At 45.9% G+C, this 16,416-nt stretch carries 16 protein-coding genes; 9 read left to right on the forward strand and 7 right to left on the reverse strand.

Annotated features, from left to right (window positions below; all coding sequences use genetic code 11):
• Positions 1-17: 17 nt before the first annotated feature.
• Positions 18-1,019, reverse strand: a complete 1,002-nt coding sequence (locus U0033_RS20005; protein ID WP_072358452.1) for an AAA family ATPase — start codon at positions 1,017-1,019, stop codon at positions 18-20.
• Positions 1,020-1,303: 284 nt separating this feature from the next.
• Here U0033_RS20005 and U0033_RS20010 point away from each other — a divergent pair, with 284 nt between their 5' ends.
• From U0033_RS20010 to U0033_RS20030, 5 genes are all read left to right on the forward strand, one after another.
• Positions 1,304-1,645 (forward strand): hypothetical protein, encoded by a 342-nt coding sequence (locus U0033_RS20010; protein ID WP_072358454.1) that lies wholly within the window; start codon positions 1,304-1,306, stop codon positions 1,643-1,645.
• A gap of 34 nt (positions 1,646-1,679) precedes the next feature.
• Positions 1,680-2,210, forward strand: a complete 531-nt coding sequence (locus U0033_RS20015) for a GNAT family N-acetyltransferase (protein ID WP_072358456.1) — start codon at positions 1,680-1,682, stop codon at positions 2,208-2,210.
• Positions 2,211-2,225: 15 nt separating this feature from the next.
• On the forward strand, positions 2,226-2,885 hold the full coding sequence (locus U0033_RS20020) for a peptidylprolyl isomerase (protein WP_072358458.1): 660 nt from the start codon (positions 2,226-2,228) through the stop codon (positions 2,883-2,885).
• Positions 2,886-2,922: 37 nt separating this feature from the next.
• Complete coding sequence (gene gcvH / locus U0033_RS20025; RefSeq protein ID WP_072358460.1) at positions 2,923-3,303, forward strand: glycine cleavage system protein GcvH; 381 nt, start codon at positions 2,923-2,925, stop codon at positions 3,301-3,303.
• A 314-nt stretch (positions 3,304-3,617) separates the two neighbouring features.
• Entirely contained in the window at positions 3,618-3,887 is a 270-nt protein-coding gene (locus U0033_RS20030; protein ID WP_177318562.1) for a VanZ family protein, read from the forward strand.
• Positions 3,888-3,953: 66 nt separating this feature from the next.
• Here the strand turns inward: U0033_RS20030 and U0033_RS20035 are convergent, their stop codons facing one another.
• Both U0033_RS20035 and prfA read right to left on the reverse strand, forming a co-directional pair.
• Positions 3,954-4,631, reverse strand: coding sequence for an OmpA family protein (locus U0033_RS20035; RefSeq protein WP_072358464.1), 678 nt, complete (start codon positions 4,629-4,631; stop codon positions 3,954-3,956).
• Between the two features lie 273 nt (positions 4,632-4,904).
• A complete protein-coding gene (prfA, locus tag U0033_RS20040; RefSeq protein ID WP_072358466.1) occupies positions 4,905-5,969 on the reverse strand; it encodes a peptide chain release factor 1 in 1,065 nt (354 codons plus the stop codon).
• A 74-nt stretch (positions 5,970-6,043) separates the two neighbouring features.
• Between prfA and U0033_RS20045 the strand changes: the two genes are divergently transcribed.
• Positions 6,044-7,186 (forward strand): amidohydrolase family protein, encoded by a 1,143-nt coding sequence (locus U0033_RS20045; protein WP_072358468.1) that lies wholly within the window; start codon positions 6,044-6,046, stop codon positions 7,184-7,186.
• Positions 7,187-7,205: 19 nt separating this feature from the next.
• A complete protein-coding gene (locus U0033_RS20050; RefSeq protein WP_072358470.1) occupies positions 7,206-8,297 on the forward strand; it encodes a mechanosensitive ion channel family protein in 1,092 nt (363 codons plus the stop codon).
• A gap of 68 nt (positions 8,298-8,365) precedes the next feature.
• Here the strand turns inward: U0033_RS20050 and U0033_RS20055 are convergent, their stop codons facing one another.
• The 3 genes from U0033_RS20055 to U0033_RS20065 form a co-directional block, all read right to left on the reverse strand.
• Positions 8,366-8,878, reverse strand: coding sequence for a thioredoxin domain-containing protein (locus U0033_RS20055; RefSeq protein WP_143150653.1), 513 nt, complete (start codon positions 8,876-8,878; stop codon positions 8,366-8,368).
• A gap of 9 nt (positions 8,879-8,887) precedes the next feature.
• On the reverse strand, positions 8,888-9,565 hold the full coding sequence (locus U0033_RS20060; RefSeq protein ID WP_245801729.1) for a MerR family transcriptional regulator: 678 nt from the start codon (positions 9,563-9,565) through the stop codon (positions 8,888-8,890).
• A gap of 102 nt (positions 9,566-9,667) precedes the next feature.
• Complete coding sequence (locus U0033_RS20065; RefSeq protein WP_072358474.1) at positions 9,668-10,639, reverse strand: M23 family metallopeptidase; 972 nt, start codon at positions 10,637-10,639, stop codon at positions 9,668-9,670.
• Between the two features lie 290 nt (positions 10,640-10,929).
• Here U0033_RS20065 and alaS point away from each other — a divergent pair, with 290 nt between their 5' ends.
• Both alaS and U0033_RS20075 read left to right on the forward strand, forming a co-directional pair.
• Positions 10,930-13,545, forward strand: coding sequence for an alanine--tRNA ligase (gene alaS / locus U0033_RS20070; protein WP_072358476.1), 2,616 nt, complete (start codon positions 10,930-10,932; stop codon positions 13,543-13,545).
• Between the two features lie 115 nt (positions 13,546-13,660).
• Positions 13,661-14,707 carry a PDZ domain-containing protein gene (locus U0033_RS20075; protein ID WP_072358478.1) on the forward strand — a complete coding sequence of 349 codons (1,047 nt, stop codon included), beginning with the start codon at positions 13,661-13,663 and terminating at the stop codon, positions 14,705-14,707.
• Between the two features lie 94 nt (positions 14,708-14,801).
• Here the strand turns inward: U0033_RS20075 and U0033_RS20080 are convergent, their stop codons facing one another.
• Positions 14,802-16,154, reverse strand: a complete 1,353-nt coding sequence (locus tag U0033_RS20080; protein WP_072358479.1) for an aldehyde dehydrogenase — start codon at positions 16,152-16,154, stop codon at positions 14,802-14,804.
• Between the last annotated feature and the right edge of the window lie 262 nt (positions 16,155-16,416).

A 16,416-nucleotide genomic window follows, 5' to 3' on the forward strand; every position in this document is an offset into this window, starting at 1 on the left:
GCTACAGAGGGGGCCGATTAAGGTACTTCTACAGCATTCAGAATTTCGCTCAGGATGTTTTCGCTGGTCACGTTTTCGGCTTCCGCTTCGTAGGTGAGGCCTACACGGTGACGCATTACGTCAAAGCAGATGCTGCGAACGTCTTCAGGGATTACATACCCGCGGCGTTTCATAAAGGCATAAGCTTTTGCAGCCATTGCCAGGTTGATGCTCGCTCTCGGAGAACCGCCATAAGCGATGAGTGGCTTCAGTTTCTGCAGTTTATATTCTTCCGGGTTACGGGTAGCGAATACGATATCGAGGATATAACGTTCGATCTTCTCATCCATATACACTTCGCGCACCAGGTCACGAGCCTTCATGATGTCGGCAGGCTGAATGATGGGATTGATCTTCTGAGAAGGCTGAGGATTCAGATTCTGACGGATGATCAGGCGTTCTTCTTCCCTGGTAGGATAGCCGATCACCACTTTGAGCATGAAACGGTCAACCTGTGCTTCAGGCAGGGTGTAAGTACCTTCCTGCTCGATTGGGTTCTGGGTAGCCAGTACCAGGAAAGGTTCTTCCAGTTTGAAGGTAGTATCACCGATGGTGATCTGTTTTTCCTGCATGGCTTCCAGCAGGGCACTCTGCACCTTTGCAGGGGCACGGTTAATTTCATCCGCCAGGATAAAGTTGGCGAAGATAGGACCACGTCTTACTACAAATTCGTTCTTTTGCTGGTTGTATATCATAGTACCGATCACGTCTGCAGGCAGCAGGTCCGGAGTAAACTGGATACGGCTGAATTTACCGTTAATGGCAGAAGAGAGGGATTTGATGGACAAGGTTTTTGCCAGACCGGGTACACCTTCCAACAATACGTGGCCTTGTGCCAGCAGCCCTATCAATAATCTCTCTACCATGTAACGCTGCCCTACAATGACTTTGCCCAGCTCGAGGTTCAGCAGGTCTACAAATGCGCTGGCCTCGTGGATTTTTTCATTTAGTTGACGGATATCATACGAAGTATTCTCCATGCTTATTTATTATTTACAAGTTTGCTAAAGTAAAACTTTCTGCCAGGAAAACACTGTCAGATAAGCTGATATGGCCGTTAAAATGCTGTTAAGAATAGGATTACAAATTACAATTTCCAAATTACGATATGGTTCTCAGATACATGCATTTATTAATCTGTAATCCTTGCATTATAAATAACGTATGAGCCCCCCAAATTAATAAAGCCCCCGCATATTTATATCATCTTTTTTTATAACGTACATTTGCAGGGATAGAAGGTTCATAATTAAATAATTATAAAATGGCAGAGGAATTTGAGCAGCAATGGAAAAGGGTGCTGGATATGTTTACGGAACGATTCGGGAAAACCCCTAACATGGAGGCTATTCTCTTTTTAATAGGTGCACAGGAACTGGGGAACATGAAAAAGAAGTGGACAAAGGAGCAGAAACAGGACCTGATGCATGTGGCAACATGTACTTTACTGAGCCAAAGTGGTTATTTTGAGCTGGAAGGATACGACAAGGATGGCTGGCCTCATTTTAAAGAAGCACAGCCTGTACCCAAAATGAGTATGCCGGAACAGGAAAGATTTTTGCAGGAGCATATTATTGCATATTTTGACGATCAGGAGGGACGATAAAACCCCCTCCTGATATAAATTACACACCCTGGCTATGGATACATCATTACACGTTGTGCCCGTTTCTACTGAGTTGATGGATCTGCTGGTGATGCTTGAGCAGCGGACGTTTACTGAAACATTTGTTCATCAATACAACCCGGCGGACTTCAATACTTTTATGGAAGAGAAGAAATCCAGGAAAGCGCTGACCGCTGAAATGTCGGCCCCTGGCTGTTTATACTACATTCTGTATGAAGGCACTTCCCCCGCAGGTTTTTTGAAACTCAACTTACACAAGCAACCGGATCACCACGATCCCCTGGATCCGGCTCCCGTGATGGAGCTTGAAAAGATCTATGTACTGAAAGCATTTCAGGGTATGAAAGCCGGACAGTTCCTGCTGGACTATGCGCTGGAAGTAGCTGCGCAACATAATATCAAAACGATCTGGCTCGGGGTTTGGGAGTACAATACCAAAGCTTATCAGTTCTACGAAAAGAATGGCTTTGAAAAATTCGGCAGCCATATCTTCAAGTTAGGTCAACAGGAAGATACCGACTGGCTGCTACGCAAACAACTCTAAAATAATCATGCCCCCATGAAACGATGGCTACTCTTTGTGTGTTTAATACTCACACTACCCACTATGGCTGCTAAAAACCGTAAGGTAAAGATCATTACGCCTTATGGCACAATGGTGATTGAACTGTATAATACGACTCCAAAGCACCGGGATAATTTTATCAAACTGGCGAAACATCACTTTTACGATAGTACGTTATTTCACAGGGTGATCAAAGGCTTTATGATACAGGGGGGCGACCCTGATTCAAAGCATGCAGCCAAAGGAGCCATGCTGGGGAACGGAGATGTGAATTACACAATTCCGGCTGAGTTTCAGCTGAACCTGTATCACAAAAAAGGGGCGCTTGCTGCGGCCAGAGATAATAATCCTGCCAAAGCAAGTTCAGGTTGTCAGTTTTATATCGTGCAGGGAAAAGTGTGGACAGATGAGGAACTGGACAAGTTAGAGAAGGGCAGACTGGGAGGGAGGAAGATCCCTGTTGATCAGCGGGAATACTATAAGAAGTATGGTGGTACGCCACAACTGGATCAAAGTTACACTGTATTTGGACAGGTTGTGGAAGGCCTGGACGTGATTGATAAGATTGCAGGAATGAAAACTGATGGAAATGACAGGCCACTTGAAGATGTGGCTATGAAGATAAGAGTGGTGAAGAAATTTTTGTTCTTTTAGGTTTTCCTTACTTTTACGCCTTAAAATCAAACTTGCCATGAATTTTCCGTCAAATCTGCGTTACACCAAAGATCACGAATGGGTGTTACTGGAAGGTAATACAGCGACTATCGGTATCACTGAATTCGCTCAGCGTGAACTTGGAGATATCGTATTTGTAGACATTCCAACCGTTGGTAAATCACTGGATGCAGAAGAAGTATTCGGTACTGTAGAAGCAGTAAAGACTGTGTCTGACCTGTTCCTGCCAGTAGCTGGTACTGTAAACGAAATTAATGAAGAACTGGACAGCTCACCTGAGCTGGTGAACTCTGATCCTTACGGCGATGGCTGGATGATCAAGATGACAGTTAAGAACCCTGCAGATGTAGCGGGCCTGCTGGATGCAGCGGCTTATGGTGCACTTGTTGGCGAATAAGTATATTCCTTAATAAAAGGTTAAAAACTAGAGGTATAAGGAGCTAAAGTTGTGAACGACTTTGGAACCTTATACCTTTATGATTATTAAGATTATCTGTGATTCAATTTAAATCTTTTAGGGGGAAGTCATTCCGGCCTGCGACCGGCTTTAAAATTGAGTCATTAAATTACCTTTAAAAACATTCAGAAGTGCCAGCGATGAGGATTATCAGATACTATTGGCCTGCTATATTATGGATATTGCTGGTATTATACTTATGTACTTTACCTGGAAGCGATCTTCCAAAAGATCCTTTTTTTGAGAAGATACATATGGATAAGATCGTGCACCTGGGCTTGTTTGGCTGTACTGTGCTCCTGTTGTGTATTGGTTACCACAGAAGTAAAGGACATATTTCTGTACTGACACTGAGCTTGTTTTGGTTCATTGCAGCATTTTATGGCCTGATGATCGAGTATATTCAAAAGTACTGGGCAGTGGAGCGTAGTTTTGATATGATGGATGTGTTAGCTGATTCGATTGGGGCGCTGTGTGGGATTGTTGCCTTCCTATTAGTGCGAAAGTGGTGGTTAAAAAAGTAATTCAACATAAAAGGCCGTATCTATGGATACGGCCTTTTTCATTATATGTGTATGAAGGAAATCTTATTATTGTCCTGATTCGCTCTTCGCATCCTGCTTCATCTTGTCGTTCGCATAGATTGCGAATTCCACACGACGGTTCTTTGCCCTGTTAGCATCTGTTGTATTTGGTACTACAGGCTGTTTAGAGCCATACCAGTATGTTTGAACACGGTTAGCAGCTACGTTCTGTGTTTTCAGGTAGTTTGCTACTGCAGTTGCACGTCTTTCGGAGAGTGCATAGTTGTAAGCATCGGTACCTGTTGTATCTGTATGACCTTCTACGCGTACATAGGTGTCAGGATATTTGTTAAGTACCTGCGCCAGTGATTGAATGTTTGTTTGTGCGGTAGCAGTCAGGTCAGATTTGTCGAAACCAAAGAGTACGCCTGAGTTGAAGGTTACGTTGATGCCTTCCCCTACACGTTCTACGGTAGCATTTGGTACAGTTGTTTTGATTTCCTGTGCCTGTTTATCCATTTTTCTACCGATCAATACACCGGCTCCACCACCTACTGCGGCACCGATAATTGCACCCAGTGCTGTATTACCTGCAGCTTTGCCGATCACAGCACCAGTGGCTGCACCACCACCTACACCAATGGCTGCGCCCTTTTGGGTGTTATTCATTCCATTCCAGGTGCTACAGCTAAATAACATGGTGGCAGACAATACTACTGCTACGATAGGATTGATTCTTTTCATTGTACGAATATTTATTACTAAAAGATATGAGACAAATATGTTGCCAGATTTTGGTAAATCAAGGCAAACATGACTATAGGTATTAGTGAAAAAACAAATGTAACACTATTGTTTCATATTTATGATTTGCCATCATTAGCCACTGTTCTAACTTTCGCCTTCGGCAAAAGGGGCTAAGGCTTGCAGCCGGCTGACAAAGGGCTATGATGTACTAAGAAACGCTTTCACCGAAATGGCAAAAGCGTTTCACATTGAATTATTACTACCTGTAGCTTAGCTACCCATTTTCATTTTTTCTACGTTTTCAGCAAACGCCAGGGCCTTCAACATTTCTTCGATTTCACCGTTTGTAAACGCATCCAGGTTATACACTGTCATTCCAATACGGTGATCGGTTACTCTACCCTGTGGATAGTTGTAAGTCCTGATCTTAGCAGAACGGTCGCCGGTAGATACAAGGCTCTTACGCTGTGAAGCAATCGCTTCTTCATGCTTACGTACCGCAGCTTCGTAGATACGAGTACGCAGCATCTTCATCGCAATATCACGGTTAGAGTGCTGGCTACGTCCTTCCTGGCATTCTACTACCACACCGGTAGGGATGTGTGTCAGGCGAACTGCAGACTCAGTTTTGTTTACGTGCTGACCACCCGCTCCTGATGAACGGAAGGTATCCATCTTGATATCCGCGTCCCTTACATCCACATCCACTTCTTCGGCTTCGGGCAGGATTGCTACCGTAGCAGCGGAAGTGTGTACACGGCCGGAAGTTTCTGTTGCGGGTACACGTTGTACACGGTGTACACCTGATTCGAACTTCAGGGTACCATATACATCATCACCATTTATTTCTACGACCACCTCCTTGTAACCACCTACTGATCCGGCGGTTTCACTCAGGATATTGGTGCTCCAGCCCCTGAGTTCACAGAAACGCAGGTACATACGCAGCAGGTCTCCGGCAAAGAGGCTTGCCTCGTCACCACCGGTACCACCACGGATTTCAAGAATCGCATTCTTTTCATCCTGCGGGTCTTTTGGAATCAGCAGGTTGCGGATTATTTCCTCCTGCTCTGTTTTCTGATTGGCCAGTGCTTCGGTTTCTTCCTTAGCCAGCTCCCTCATTTCTTCGTCACCACCTTCAAGTACTTCCTTGTTAAAGGCGATGCTATCCAGCAGTTTGATGTAAGTATCGTAGGCTTTCACGATTTTTTCCAGCTGACGGTACTCCTTGCTCAGTTTGCTGAATTGCTTATTGTCGCTCACAACTTCGGGGTTGGTAAGGGCAAGGGAGACCTGTTCAAACCGGCCTTTGATCGCTTCTAGTTTATCTATCATAATTATCTTTGTTGAATGGTCGGTGATTGGTCGACTTATCAATTGCCGGCAAAATTAACATCTTTAGGATAATTATGACCCAACAGCTAAAATTTAAAGGAACAGCCCTCTTTGACGGGCGGAAAATATTGTCCGGAAACAATGTGCTGATCCTCTCCGGAGACGGTACTGTCGTAGATATTGTACCTGAGGAACTGGCCGGGGATGGTGTGCAATTCGTGGAAGGCATACTCAGTCCGGGCTTTGTGAACAGCCATTGTCACCTGGAATTGTCTCATATGAAAGGGGTGATCCCGGAAGGAACCGGGCTGCCTGCCTTCCTGACACAGGTAATGGAAAAAAGGGGAGGGCAGGATGAGGCAGCTATGAAAATGGCGGCAACAGCGATGTGGGAAACTGGAATTTCGGCCATCGGAGATATTTGTAATGGTACAGCTACCCTTACCCAAAAACAGGGAGCACCTATTTATTACCATTCTTTTGTGGAGACAATGGGGTTTGTACCGGGTGCAGCCCAGAGCAGGCTGGATTACAGCCTTTCCGTTTTGGAGCAGTTCAGGGCGCTGAACGATGAGATGCATACCTGTTCTGTAGTGCCACATGCTCCCTATTCAGTGAGTAAGGCACTTTTTTCCCTGCTGTCTCTAATGCCAGATAATACCCCTATCACCATTCATAACCAGGAGACTGCGGCGGAAAACCAATTATATAAGGATAAAACAGGGGCTTTCCTGGATTTCTACCAGCACTTTGGTATGGATGCATCTGCATTTGTACCGACCGGGGGTACCAGTTTACCTGCCTGGTTACCTTATTTTAAGCACTTGCCCCTGATTCTGGTGCACAATACTTTCTCAACAAAAGAAGATGTACAGTTTACAAAACTGCATGCTCCTGATGCTTACTGGTGCCTGTGCCCACAGGCCAACCTGTATATAGAAAAGCGCCTGCCGGATATTTCATTGTTGCGTAGTGAAGGCTGCACGATTACCCTGGGTACGGATAGCCTGGCGTCTAATCACCAGTTGTCTATCTGGGAAGAGATACAGGCAATACGCGCGCATTTTCCGGAAATTCCATTGGAGGAAATACTGCAATGGGCGACACTGAATGGAGCCAAAGCATTGGGAATCACCAAACGGTATGGCAGTTTTGAAAAAGGAAAACAACCGGGTGTAATAGTTATTACTGATATGGGAAGCAGAAGAATATACTAATATTGTAATTTCGCGCAATATGAACAACATGCTCGACCAGGTTATTCTTGGCAACCCTCTCCAGAATTATTTTGTTCTGGCCATTGTGCTGCTGTTTGTCTCGATGATCAAGCGGTATCTTTCACAATGGCTGGCTAATCTCCTTTTTAAAGAAGTCAGGAGGTGGGCACCTGATATCGGCCAACAGGAGTTTTCCTATCTGCTGCTGCGACCTTTGGAATACTTCTTCCTGCTGGTGGCCTTCATGCTAACCATCGATCACCTGAATTTTCCGCCACAGGCAAACATTGTTATTTACAATGGGTTCAGGCTAAAGGCAATATTGGGCACTTTGCTGGAACTGGCGCTTTCTGTGTCTATCATCTGGATTATTCTTCGTGTGATCGACTTTGTATCGCTGATGATCAGCAAGAGTGCGGATCTGCTACACGATAAGACGGACAACCAGTTTATCGTTTTCTTCAGGGATTTCTTCAAGGCGATCGTTTTTATCTTTGGTGCCATTGCCTTCATCCGCATTCTTTTTGGTGCGGTGCTCGTCAACAAAATTATTGCAGGTCTTGGTATCGGTGCTGCAGCTCTTGCACTTGCAGCCAAGGAGAGCATTGAGAACCTGATATGTTCTTTCATCATCTTTTTCGACAAGCCTTTCCGTGTAGGAGATACTGTGAGGGTGGATGCTTACCAGGGTGCTGTAGAAAAAATTGGGTTACGCAGTACGCGGATCCGCACACAGGATAAGACTTTTGTAACTGTGCCCAACAAAAAAATGGTGGATAGTATCCTGGATAATCTTTCACTGCGCACGCAGCAAAGAGTAGTGATACGACTGGAAGTAGCGGGTGATACTGCTGCTGATAAGCTGCTGAAAGTATTACAGGATATTAAGCAGCTGCTTCAACAGCATGACAAGGTGGCGGATGGCTTCATTGTGAATCTTCATGACTTTACCAGTACGACCTATGTATTTCAGATCACGTATCTCACCAATGTAATTGAGGCTGCGCCTTTCAATCAGCTGCGGAGTGAGTTGAACTTTGGTTTTATCAGTATCCTGGAAAAACAGGGAGTGAAATTATCGAGTACGACGGTGGAGATTCACGAGAAATAAGTTATCCACTGTGCATAAAAAAGCCGCCTCAGGATCCTGAAGCGGCTTTTTTATTAGTTTAGTCTATATCAATCTTTATCTTTTCTGTTTGCTTTCAGCAGGATCTTGGCGATATCACCTTCCAGGGAATCTTCCAGATCTCCGGAGATGCGGCCCAGTTCCTTACCATCGCGCACCACGATGAAAGTAGGCAGTTTTTTAGTCTGGTAACCTACCTGTGCACCTGTTTGCTGTTTTTCGTCAGCACCATAAGTGATGATCTGTTCATCAGGGCTACCGGCGAGGATCATGATCTTATAGAGGGCAGGTAAGAGGCGACGGCTTTCATCGTCGAAGGTACCTACTACTGCTACTACAGTGAATTTGCCACGATTATCCTTGATGTAAGCAAGCATTCTGTCGTTTGGCTGATATTTGTTTACACCAGCGTAGAACCATGCCATAGCGCTATCGTTCATCAGGGTTTTCATTTCAATCTTACCTTTCAGGATCTTCCTTCCATTAGATGCTGTGGATTGTGCATAAGATAATGTGGTGGCGAGCAGGAGACACGCCCCCATGAGTAATAATTTCAATCGCATAACTTTTTTTTATAATTGTTCCTTCAGTTCAGTTAAAAATCCCTTTACTTTCAGCAAAGCCTGTACCATTTCAAAATTACGGGCTGCCAATTTACGATCTTCTTTCAACTTTTGCTTCGCACCTTCGATAGTGTACTTACGCTCACGCAAAAGATGATAGATCAGTTTGAGATGTTGGATATCTTCCTGGCGGAACAGGCGATCGCCTTTTCTATTCTTTTTGGGTTGGAGTATATCGAATTCGTTTTCCCAATAGCGTATCAGCGATGTATTTACTTTGAACATCGTGGCTACTTCGCTAATGGAGTAGTATTGTTTGTCCAGTGGCACTGATTCCAATGTTTTGATCAGGTCAGGGTCGTCGGACACTTCTTTCAGCGATTTGCGTCCCCGTTTCTTCTGGGGAGGCTGGGATGCGGTCACAGACTGGCTGGATACCGCCAAAGGTGGTGGTATATCAGGAGGCAGCTGTACCTGAATCCTGCTGGGTATGTTTGGTAAGTCGTTAGTCTCTGTCATCTTAGGTCGCTCCACAACTGGTTTCTGTTGCTGCTCCGGTTCCGGCTCCTTATCGGGAAGAGGCTCCTTTGTGGAAAGGAGTTCCTTTTCAGGAACTGGAGGGGTTGCAGGGTCTGGTTTTTTGGGTTCCAGGTTAGAAAATAGATCCAGCTGTTGCATCATATCCATTTATGAATACCAAATTACAAAATTCCGGGTAGTTACCCTATATAATAAATCCGCCCGGCCTGAAGACCGGAGCGGATTTATTAATAACTATCTATGTGTTTATTAGTCGAATGACTGGTTGCCGGACCTTGCTATCTTCAGCATTCTGTCAAATTCTTCCGGAGAAAGGTCGTTGAAGAAGAAGTACACAGGATCTACCTTTTCCCCATTCTTTTCCACTTCGTAGTGGCAGTGGGGGCCTGTAGACTTACCTGTACTTCCTACCCACCCAAGTACGTCGCCACGTTTTACGGCGGTACCTGTTTTTACTTTTATCCTGAACATGTGACCGTAGCGGGTTTTGTAACCATAGCCGTGATTCACCACTACGTGGTTACCATATCCTACGTCGCTCATGCTGGCGTCTTCGACCACACCATCGCCGGTAGCGTAGATGGGGGTGCCGGCAGGGGCGGCAAAGTCAAGCCCGGAGTGGTACTTTACAGTTTTGTAAATGGGATCGATACGATAACCGAAACCGGAGGCGATACGCTTCAGGTCTTTGTTGGACACCGGCTGAATGGCCGGGATAGAAGCGAGCATTTTCTGCTTATTCTTGACCAGGTCATCGATCTTTTCGTAAGATTTAGCCTGAATACCAATGCGATGCACTAATTCCTGGAGTAAAGATCCTGTACTGGCAATAATTTCGCTGCTGGAGAAGGAGGCCATCTGGGTAAGCTCTTCTTCTTTGGCCATATTGCCTGCCCGGGTACTATCCGGGATGGGGGAAGCTTCGAATATGACGCGATAAATTTCGTTGTCGCGGTGTTCCAGTTCGGCCAGCTGGGATTTTACTTCCTTCATGCGGCCTTGCATTTCTTCGTATTTTTCGGTCATCACTTCCAGATCACGACGCAGATTTTTCTCTTTGGGGGAATCCAAGACTCTATAAGATATGGATAGAAAAATAAATCCTGTGACAATGGCGGCTGAGACAAATCCTAGTATCCGTAATACCTTGACGCGCAGTGTTACTACGAGTTTTTCGTATTTGAGCGTCTGAGTATTATAAAAGTATTTTACCTTCTTCATGTGCCGGGCTTATGCTTTAACAGCAGTAGTAAATTGTTCCTGGAGGGCTATTCAGACAATGAAGATGAAGTTGGGTGCGGCTTTTCAGTAATTCTTCGCCATTCTGACTTTTTCAATATTTTTGCACTCCTTTCGCTCATGCGTCAGGGTGTGCAAACCTAAGGGAATTAGACTAAAAGGGCAATCTTTTGAGTGTCAATTTTCTAAACACCACTAGTTGGCTTAAAATACAAATTAAAGCCATTTAGGTGACACAAAATTATAATACATACTAATTTTTTCAAATACTTATGACTGCTTCCGAGATTCGCCGGCAATTCCTGGAGTTTTTTAAATCCAAAGGGCACCATGTAGTCCCTTCAGCTCCTATCGTGGTTAAGAACGACCCCACCCTGCTGTTTACCAACGCAGGAATGAACCAGTTCAAGGATTACTTCCTGGGTAACCAGACTCCTGCCTGGTCAAGGGTCGCGGATACGCAGAAGTGCCTGCGCGTAAGCGGCAAACACAATGACCTGGAGGAAGTAGGTATCGACACCTACCACCATACCATGTTCGAAATGTTAGGCAACTGGAGCTTTGGTGACTACTTCAAGGAAGAAGCTATCGCATGGAGCTGGGAACTGCTCACAGAAGTGTATAAACTGCCGAAAGACCGTTTGTATGTGACTGTGTTTGAAGGCGATAAGAAAGAAAACCTGGCTAAAGACCAGGAAGCCTACGACTTCTGGAAAAAACATATTTCAGAAGACAGGATCCTGCTGGGTAATAAAAAAGACAATTTCTGGGAAATGGGCGATACCGGTCCATGTGGCCCCTGTTCCGAAATTCACGTAGACTGCCGCCCGGACGAAGAAAGGAAGCTGGTGGATGGCGCTACCCTGGTGAACAAAGACAATCCACAGGTGATCGAGATCTGGAACAACGTGTTCATGCAGTTTAACCGCCTGAAAGACAAGAGCCTGGAGCCTCTGCCAGCTAAGCACGTGGATACAGGTATGGGCTTTGAACGCCTGGTACGCGTGATCCAGGGAAAATTCTCCAACTATGATACAGACGTATTTTCCGGCACTATCGCCTTTATCGAGCAACTGACCGGTGCTAAATACGAGGCTACTGATAGCAAAAAGGATGTCACCTTCCGTGTGCTGGCAGACCATATCCGCGCTATCTGCTTTACCATTGCTGACGATCAGCTGCCATCCAACACCGGTGCTGGTTATGTAATTCGCCGCATTCTGCGCAGAGCCGTAAGGTATTACTTCACTTACCTGGATTATAAAAAGCCATTGCTGCATGAACTGGTACCTGTACTGGCTCAGCAGTTTGAAACCGTATTCCCCGAGCTGCAAAAGCAGGTGGACTTCGTGAAGAAAGTGATCTTCGAAGAGGAAAACAACTTCCTCCGTACGCTGGATAGCGGGATCCGCCGTATTGAAGATATCATGGTTGCAAATAATGCCACCAAATCCATTGATGGTAAAACGGCTTTCGAACTCCTGGATACTTATGGTTTCCCTTTTGATCTGACTAACTTGATAGCTTCTGAAAGAGGCTATAGCGTGGATGAAAAAGGTTTTGAAGCGGCAATGAAGGAGCAAAAAGATCGCTCCCGCGCTGCTACTGAACTGGATATGGGAGACTGGACCATCCTTGAAGAAAGTGGTACCACCTTCGTAGGTTACAGCCTGGATACTACCCAGACCAAAGTGACTAAATACCGTAAGATCAAAGCCAAAGGCAAGGAACAATACCAGCTGGTGTTGAGCCAGACTCCTTTCTATGCTGAAAGTGGTGGCCAGGTAGGTGATACCGGTACCCTGGATTTTAACGGTGAAAAGATCAGCGTAACCGACACCAAAAAGGAAAACGACCTGATCGTTCACTTTACTGACAAGCTGCCTGCTACTATCAATACGACTGTAACCGCAATTATCAATAAAGATAAACGCCAGCAGACGACCCTGAACCACTCTGCGACCCACCTCCTGCATGCAGCCCTGCGCCGGGTATTGGGTACACACGTAGCGCAGAAAGGTTCCCTGGTAAACCCGGAAGCCCTGCGTTTCGACTTCTCTCACTTTGCAAAAGTGACCGACGAAGAACTGGCACAGATCGAAGATATCGTGAACGAAAAGATCCGTGCGAACATACCTGTTGTAATACAGGAACTGCCGAAGGAAGAAGCCATGAAACTGGGCGCAATGGCCCTGTTCGGCGAAAAGTATGGCGACATTGTTCGCGTGGTGATCATGGATCCAAACTACTCTGTAGAGTTCTGTGGTGGTACCCACATTGGTAGCACCGGCGAACTGGGTCTCTTCAAATTCCTCTCCGAAGGCGCTGTAGCTGCAGGTGTACGCCGTATAGAAGGGGTGACCGGTACTCATGCACTGGCTTATGTAAATGAGCAGCTGCAACAGCTGAAAGAAATAAAAGCAGCCCTGAAAAATCCAAAAGAGCTGGTGAAAGCGGTTGATACCCTGATCGCTGATAAAGCAGGTCTGGAAAAGCAACTGGAAGTGCTGGAACAGGAGAAAGTAAAACAACTCGCAGCCGGTCTGCTGCAGAAAGCAGAGAAAGTAAACGGTATCAACTTTATAGGTAGCGTGGTGAGCGTGAACAGTGCCGATGCCCTGAAACAGCTCTGCTTCCAGCTGAAAACAGAACTGACTGACTACGTTTTCGTCTTCGCAGCGAATGTAAGCGGTAAGGCTAACGTAGCGGTAATGATCGCTGATAACCTGGTTGCTGAAAAAGGACTGGAAGCACCCAAAATTATCAAGGAGAAAATCTCCGGCCTCATCAAAGGTGGTGGCGGGGGGCAAAAATCCTTCGCATCTGCCGGTGGTCAGGAGACTGACAAGCTGGACCAGGTGATCGCAGCAGTCAAAGCAATACTTTAAGAATCTTCTCTATAGCGCCCTCCGACCAGAGGGCGCTTTTCATTTCCCCCTTGTCGATTTTAACTTTTCCTTTATATCTCCTCCCTCTAAATTTGTTCCTGAAAAACATATACACATGAAAAAGCTCTTACAAAAATTCGCGTTAGCGGGTTTTACCTGCCTCGCTTTTAGCATGGCTTACGCACAGGAGCCAGCTCCCAGGGGCGATAAACTGGGTGAATATGACGAAATCATTATTAAAAGAAACAGCGATAAGGACGGAAAAGTAACTGTTGAAATCAAGGATGGTAATGTGCTGGTAGATGGCGAAAAACTGGAATCATACAAGGATGGCGATATCTCTGTATACCGCCGAAAGATCCGCCCGATGGATGGCAACAATTTCAACTTTAACATGCCGCAACACCGTGGCATGCAGTTCTTCAACGAAGGCCCTGACAACAACATTCGCCCCGGCAGAGCACTGCTGGGCGTGCTGACTGAAAAGAAAGAAGCTGCGGGTGCTACTGTGAAAGAGGTATCCAAAGAAAGTCCTGCGGCCAAAGCAGGCTTGAAAGTGGGTGATGTGATCACCAAAGTAGACGCTGATAAGATCGATGAACCAAAGACCCTGTTTGAAAAAATAGGTGCACATGAACCGGGAGACAAAGTAACGATCACTTACCTGCGTGATAAGAAAGAAAGCACTGTTTCCGTGACACTGGACGAAAGGAAACAACCTGAATTTGGTTTCAGGGGTGGCCGTGATGACAATAATGACGGACCGGAAAATTTCTTCCGTATGGTGCCGCCCAATGGTGGTGGTTTTGACTTCCGTGGAGATGATGGAGATGAGGAACGCCGTGGCCCCCGCAATTTTAGCTGGGGAGATCGTGGTGAAAATGATGTGAAACTGGGTCTCTCTGTACAGGATACTGAAGAAGGAAACGGAGCGGTCGTGCTGGCTGTGGCGCCAGGTTCCGCTGCAGAAAAAGCAGGTTTCAAGCCTAAGGATATTATCACTTCCCTGGCAGGAACCAACATCAGTTCTACCCGCGATGTGACCAATGCCTACAGGGAAAATAAAAGCAAGGGTACCGTGGATGTACAGGTGAAGAGAGATGGAAAATCACAGATCTTACAGGTGAAAGTACCTAAGAAATTACATAAAGCGGATTTATAGGGCAAGCATATAGAAACGCCTTTAGTAAAAAGAGGATGTCTCCAGGAGTGGAGGCAACCTCTTTTTACATTTACATCCATTACCTTTTCAGGTATTATTTCATGAATCTTTTTAGCAACCCCAGTCCGCGATAAGGCGGGTATTTCAATTTTACATCCAGCCAGGTGCCGGTTTTCATCACCGCTTTGGCATGTGTAAAAGTCAGGAAATTGTATTTGCCATGGTATTGCCCCATACCGCTATAGCCCACGCCACCAAAGGGCAGTTCTACATTGGTGTAATGCCCTAATGTATTGTTTACACAGGCTCCTCCGAAACTCAATTGTTCTATGAGTGTTTTTTCCGTGCTGCTTCTCTTTGTGAATACATAGAGGGAGAGGGGGGCAGGGTGTTGTTTGATATACTGAATGGCGTCGCCCAGGTGTTCGTAAGTCATGATAGGCAGGATGGGGCCGAATATTTCGTCGTCGATCGCCGCGTTTTCAATGAGGGTAGGGCCGATATAAAGGTTAGCGGCATCTGTATCTCCACCATGCAGGATGGTACCTTTGGAGAGATAGCTATTGAGTGTATCGAATCGTTTTTTGTTGATGATGCGGGCATAGTCTTTACTGGCTGCCGGATTGTCGCCATAATAGCTGGTAATGGCCTTCTTCATGGCCGCGATCAGCGCTTCTTTTACTTTGGCGTGTACAAGTACATAATCAGGCGCAATGCAGGTTTGGCCGGCATTAAAATATTTACCCCAGATAATTCTTTGGGCAGCTACCTGGATGTCCACCTTGTCATCTACCACGCAGGGTGATTTGCCCCCCAGTTCCAGGGTGACTGGGGTGAGGTGAGGGGCAGCCATTTCCAGTATTTTCTTTCCCACACTTGTACTACCGGTAAAGAAAACATGATCGAAGCGGTGTTGCATCAATGCGGGTATGACTTCGCTACCCTCGCCGTCTATTACGGTGACATAGGCAGGTGCAAAGGTTTCGTGTACCAGGTTTGCAATTACGGCGGCAGTATGTGGTGCCAGTTCTGAGGGTTTCAGGATGGCACAGTTACCGCCGGCAATAGCACCTATCAGGGGTGTGATAACCAGGCTGAAAGGATAATTCCAGGGGCCGATGATAAGGGTCTGGCCCAGGGGAGCACGGTGAATTTTACTTTGGGAAGGATAGAGCATGAAGGGGCTGCTTACAGGCTCCGGGCGCATCCAGCGCTTCAGGTTGTGCAGGCAGTATTTGATTTCACCGTACACCAGCCCCACCTCGCTGCCGAAGGCTTCCATTGGAGGCTTGTGTAAATCGGCATGCAAGGCAGCCATTATACGACGCTCATAGCGCTTTACGACCTTTTTTAGCAGTTTGAGCTGCTTCCGGCGATAAGCATACGGTAATGTAGCGCCGGAGACAAAAAAAGCCTGTTGTGCCTGATAAGTATTTTCAATGCTCATGCTTGAAAGTTACTAAAAAGGCCTCAACCCCTAATTCAGGAAATAGGGATAAATAGTGGTTAAATGGTAAGTCCCAGGGTCGAAAATCGCTACACACAGTGCTTGACCGCTTCTAACAGGAAAAGGTTAAATCTTAGTGGTGCATCAGAAGAATATAGGCCAAATGATGTAGCAAGTGGTTATGAAGTGGAAATACAGGTTAAACGTTTGATGATGCAAGTTTAATAAAATTTTGTTAAAATTCAATATTCAGTTTCAAAAG

The sequence above is a fragment of the Chitinophaga sancti genome (assembly GCF_034424315.1).
Classification (GTDB): Bacteria; Bacteroidota; Bacteroidia; order Chitinophagales; family Chitinophagaceae; genus Chitinophaga; species Chitinophaga sancti.

Coding starts and splice junctions, on each gene's coding strand:
- U0033_RS20030 (WP_177318562.1), top strand. CDS start 3,618: ATGGATAAGATCGTGCACCTGGGCTTGTTTGGCTGTACTGTGCTCCTG.
- U0033_RS20020 (WP_072358458.1), top strand. CDS start 2,226: ATGAAACGATGGCTACTCTTTGTGTGTTTAATACTCACACTACCCACT.
- U0033_RS20075 (WP_072358478.1), top strand. CDS start 13,661: ATGAAAAAGCTCTTACAAAAATTCGCGTTAGCGGGTTTTACCTGCCTC.
- U0033_RS20060 (WP_245801729.1), bottom strand. CDS start 9,565: ATGGATATGATGCAACAGCTGGATCTATTTTCTAACCTGGAACCCAAA.
- U0033_RS20035 (WP_072358464.1), bottom strand. CDS start 4,631: ATGAAAAGAATCAATCCTATCGTAGCAGTAGTATTGTCTGCCACCATG.
- U0033_RS20050 (WP_072358470.1), top strand. CDS start 7,206: ATGAACAACATGCTCGACCAGGTTATTCTTGGCAACCCTCTCCAGAAT.
- gcvH (WP_072358460.1), top strand. CDS start 2,923: ATGAATTTTCCGTCAAATCTGCGTTACACCAAAGATCACGAATGGGTG.
- alaS (WP_072358476.1), top strand. CDS start 10,930: ATGACTGCTTCCGAGATTCGCCGGCAATTCCTGGAGTTTTTTAAATCC.
- U0033_RS20055 (WP_143150653.1), bottom strand. CDS start 8,878: ATGCGATTGAAATTATTACTCATGGGGGCGTGTCTCCTGCTCGCCACC.
- U0033_RS20005 (WP_072358452.1), bottom strand. CDS start 1,019: ATGGAGAATACTTCGTATGATATCCGTCAACTAAATGAAAAAATCCAC.
- U0033_RS20010 (WP_072358454.1), top strand. CDS start 1,304: ATGGCAGAGGAATTTGAGCAGCAATGGAAAAGGGTGCTGGATATGTTT.
- U0033_RS20080 (WP_072358479.1), bottom strand. CDS start 16,154: ATGAGCATTGAAAATACTTATCAGGCACAACAGGCTTTTTTTGTCTCC.
- U0033_RS20015 (WP_072358456.1), top strand. CDS start 1,680: ATGGATACATCATTACACGTTGTGCCCGTTTCTACTGAGTTGATGGAT.
- U0033_RS20065 (WP_072358474.1), bottom strand. CDS start 10,639: ATGAAGAAGGTAAAATACTTTTATAATACTCAGACGCTCAAATACGAA.
- prfA (WP_072358466.1), bottom strand. CDS start 5,969: ATGATAGATAAACTAGAAGCGATCAAAGGCCGGTTTGAACAGGTCTCC.
- U0033_RS20045 (WP_072358468.1), top strand. CDS start 6,044: ATGACCCAACAGCTAAAATTTAAAGGAACAGCCCTCTTTGACGGGCGG.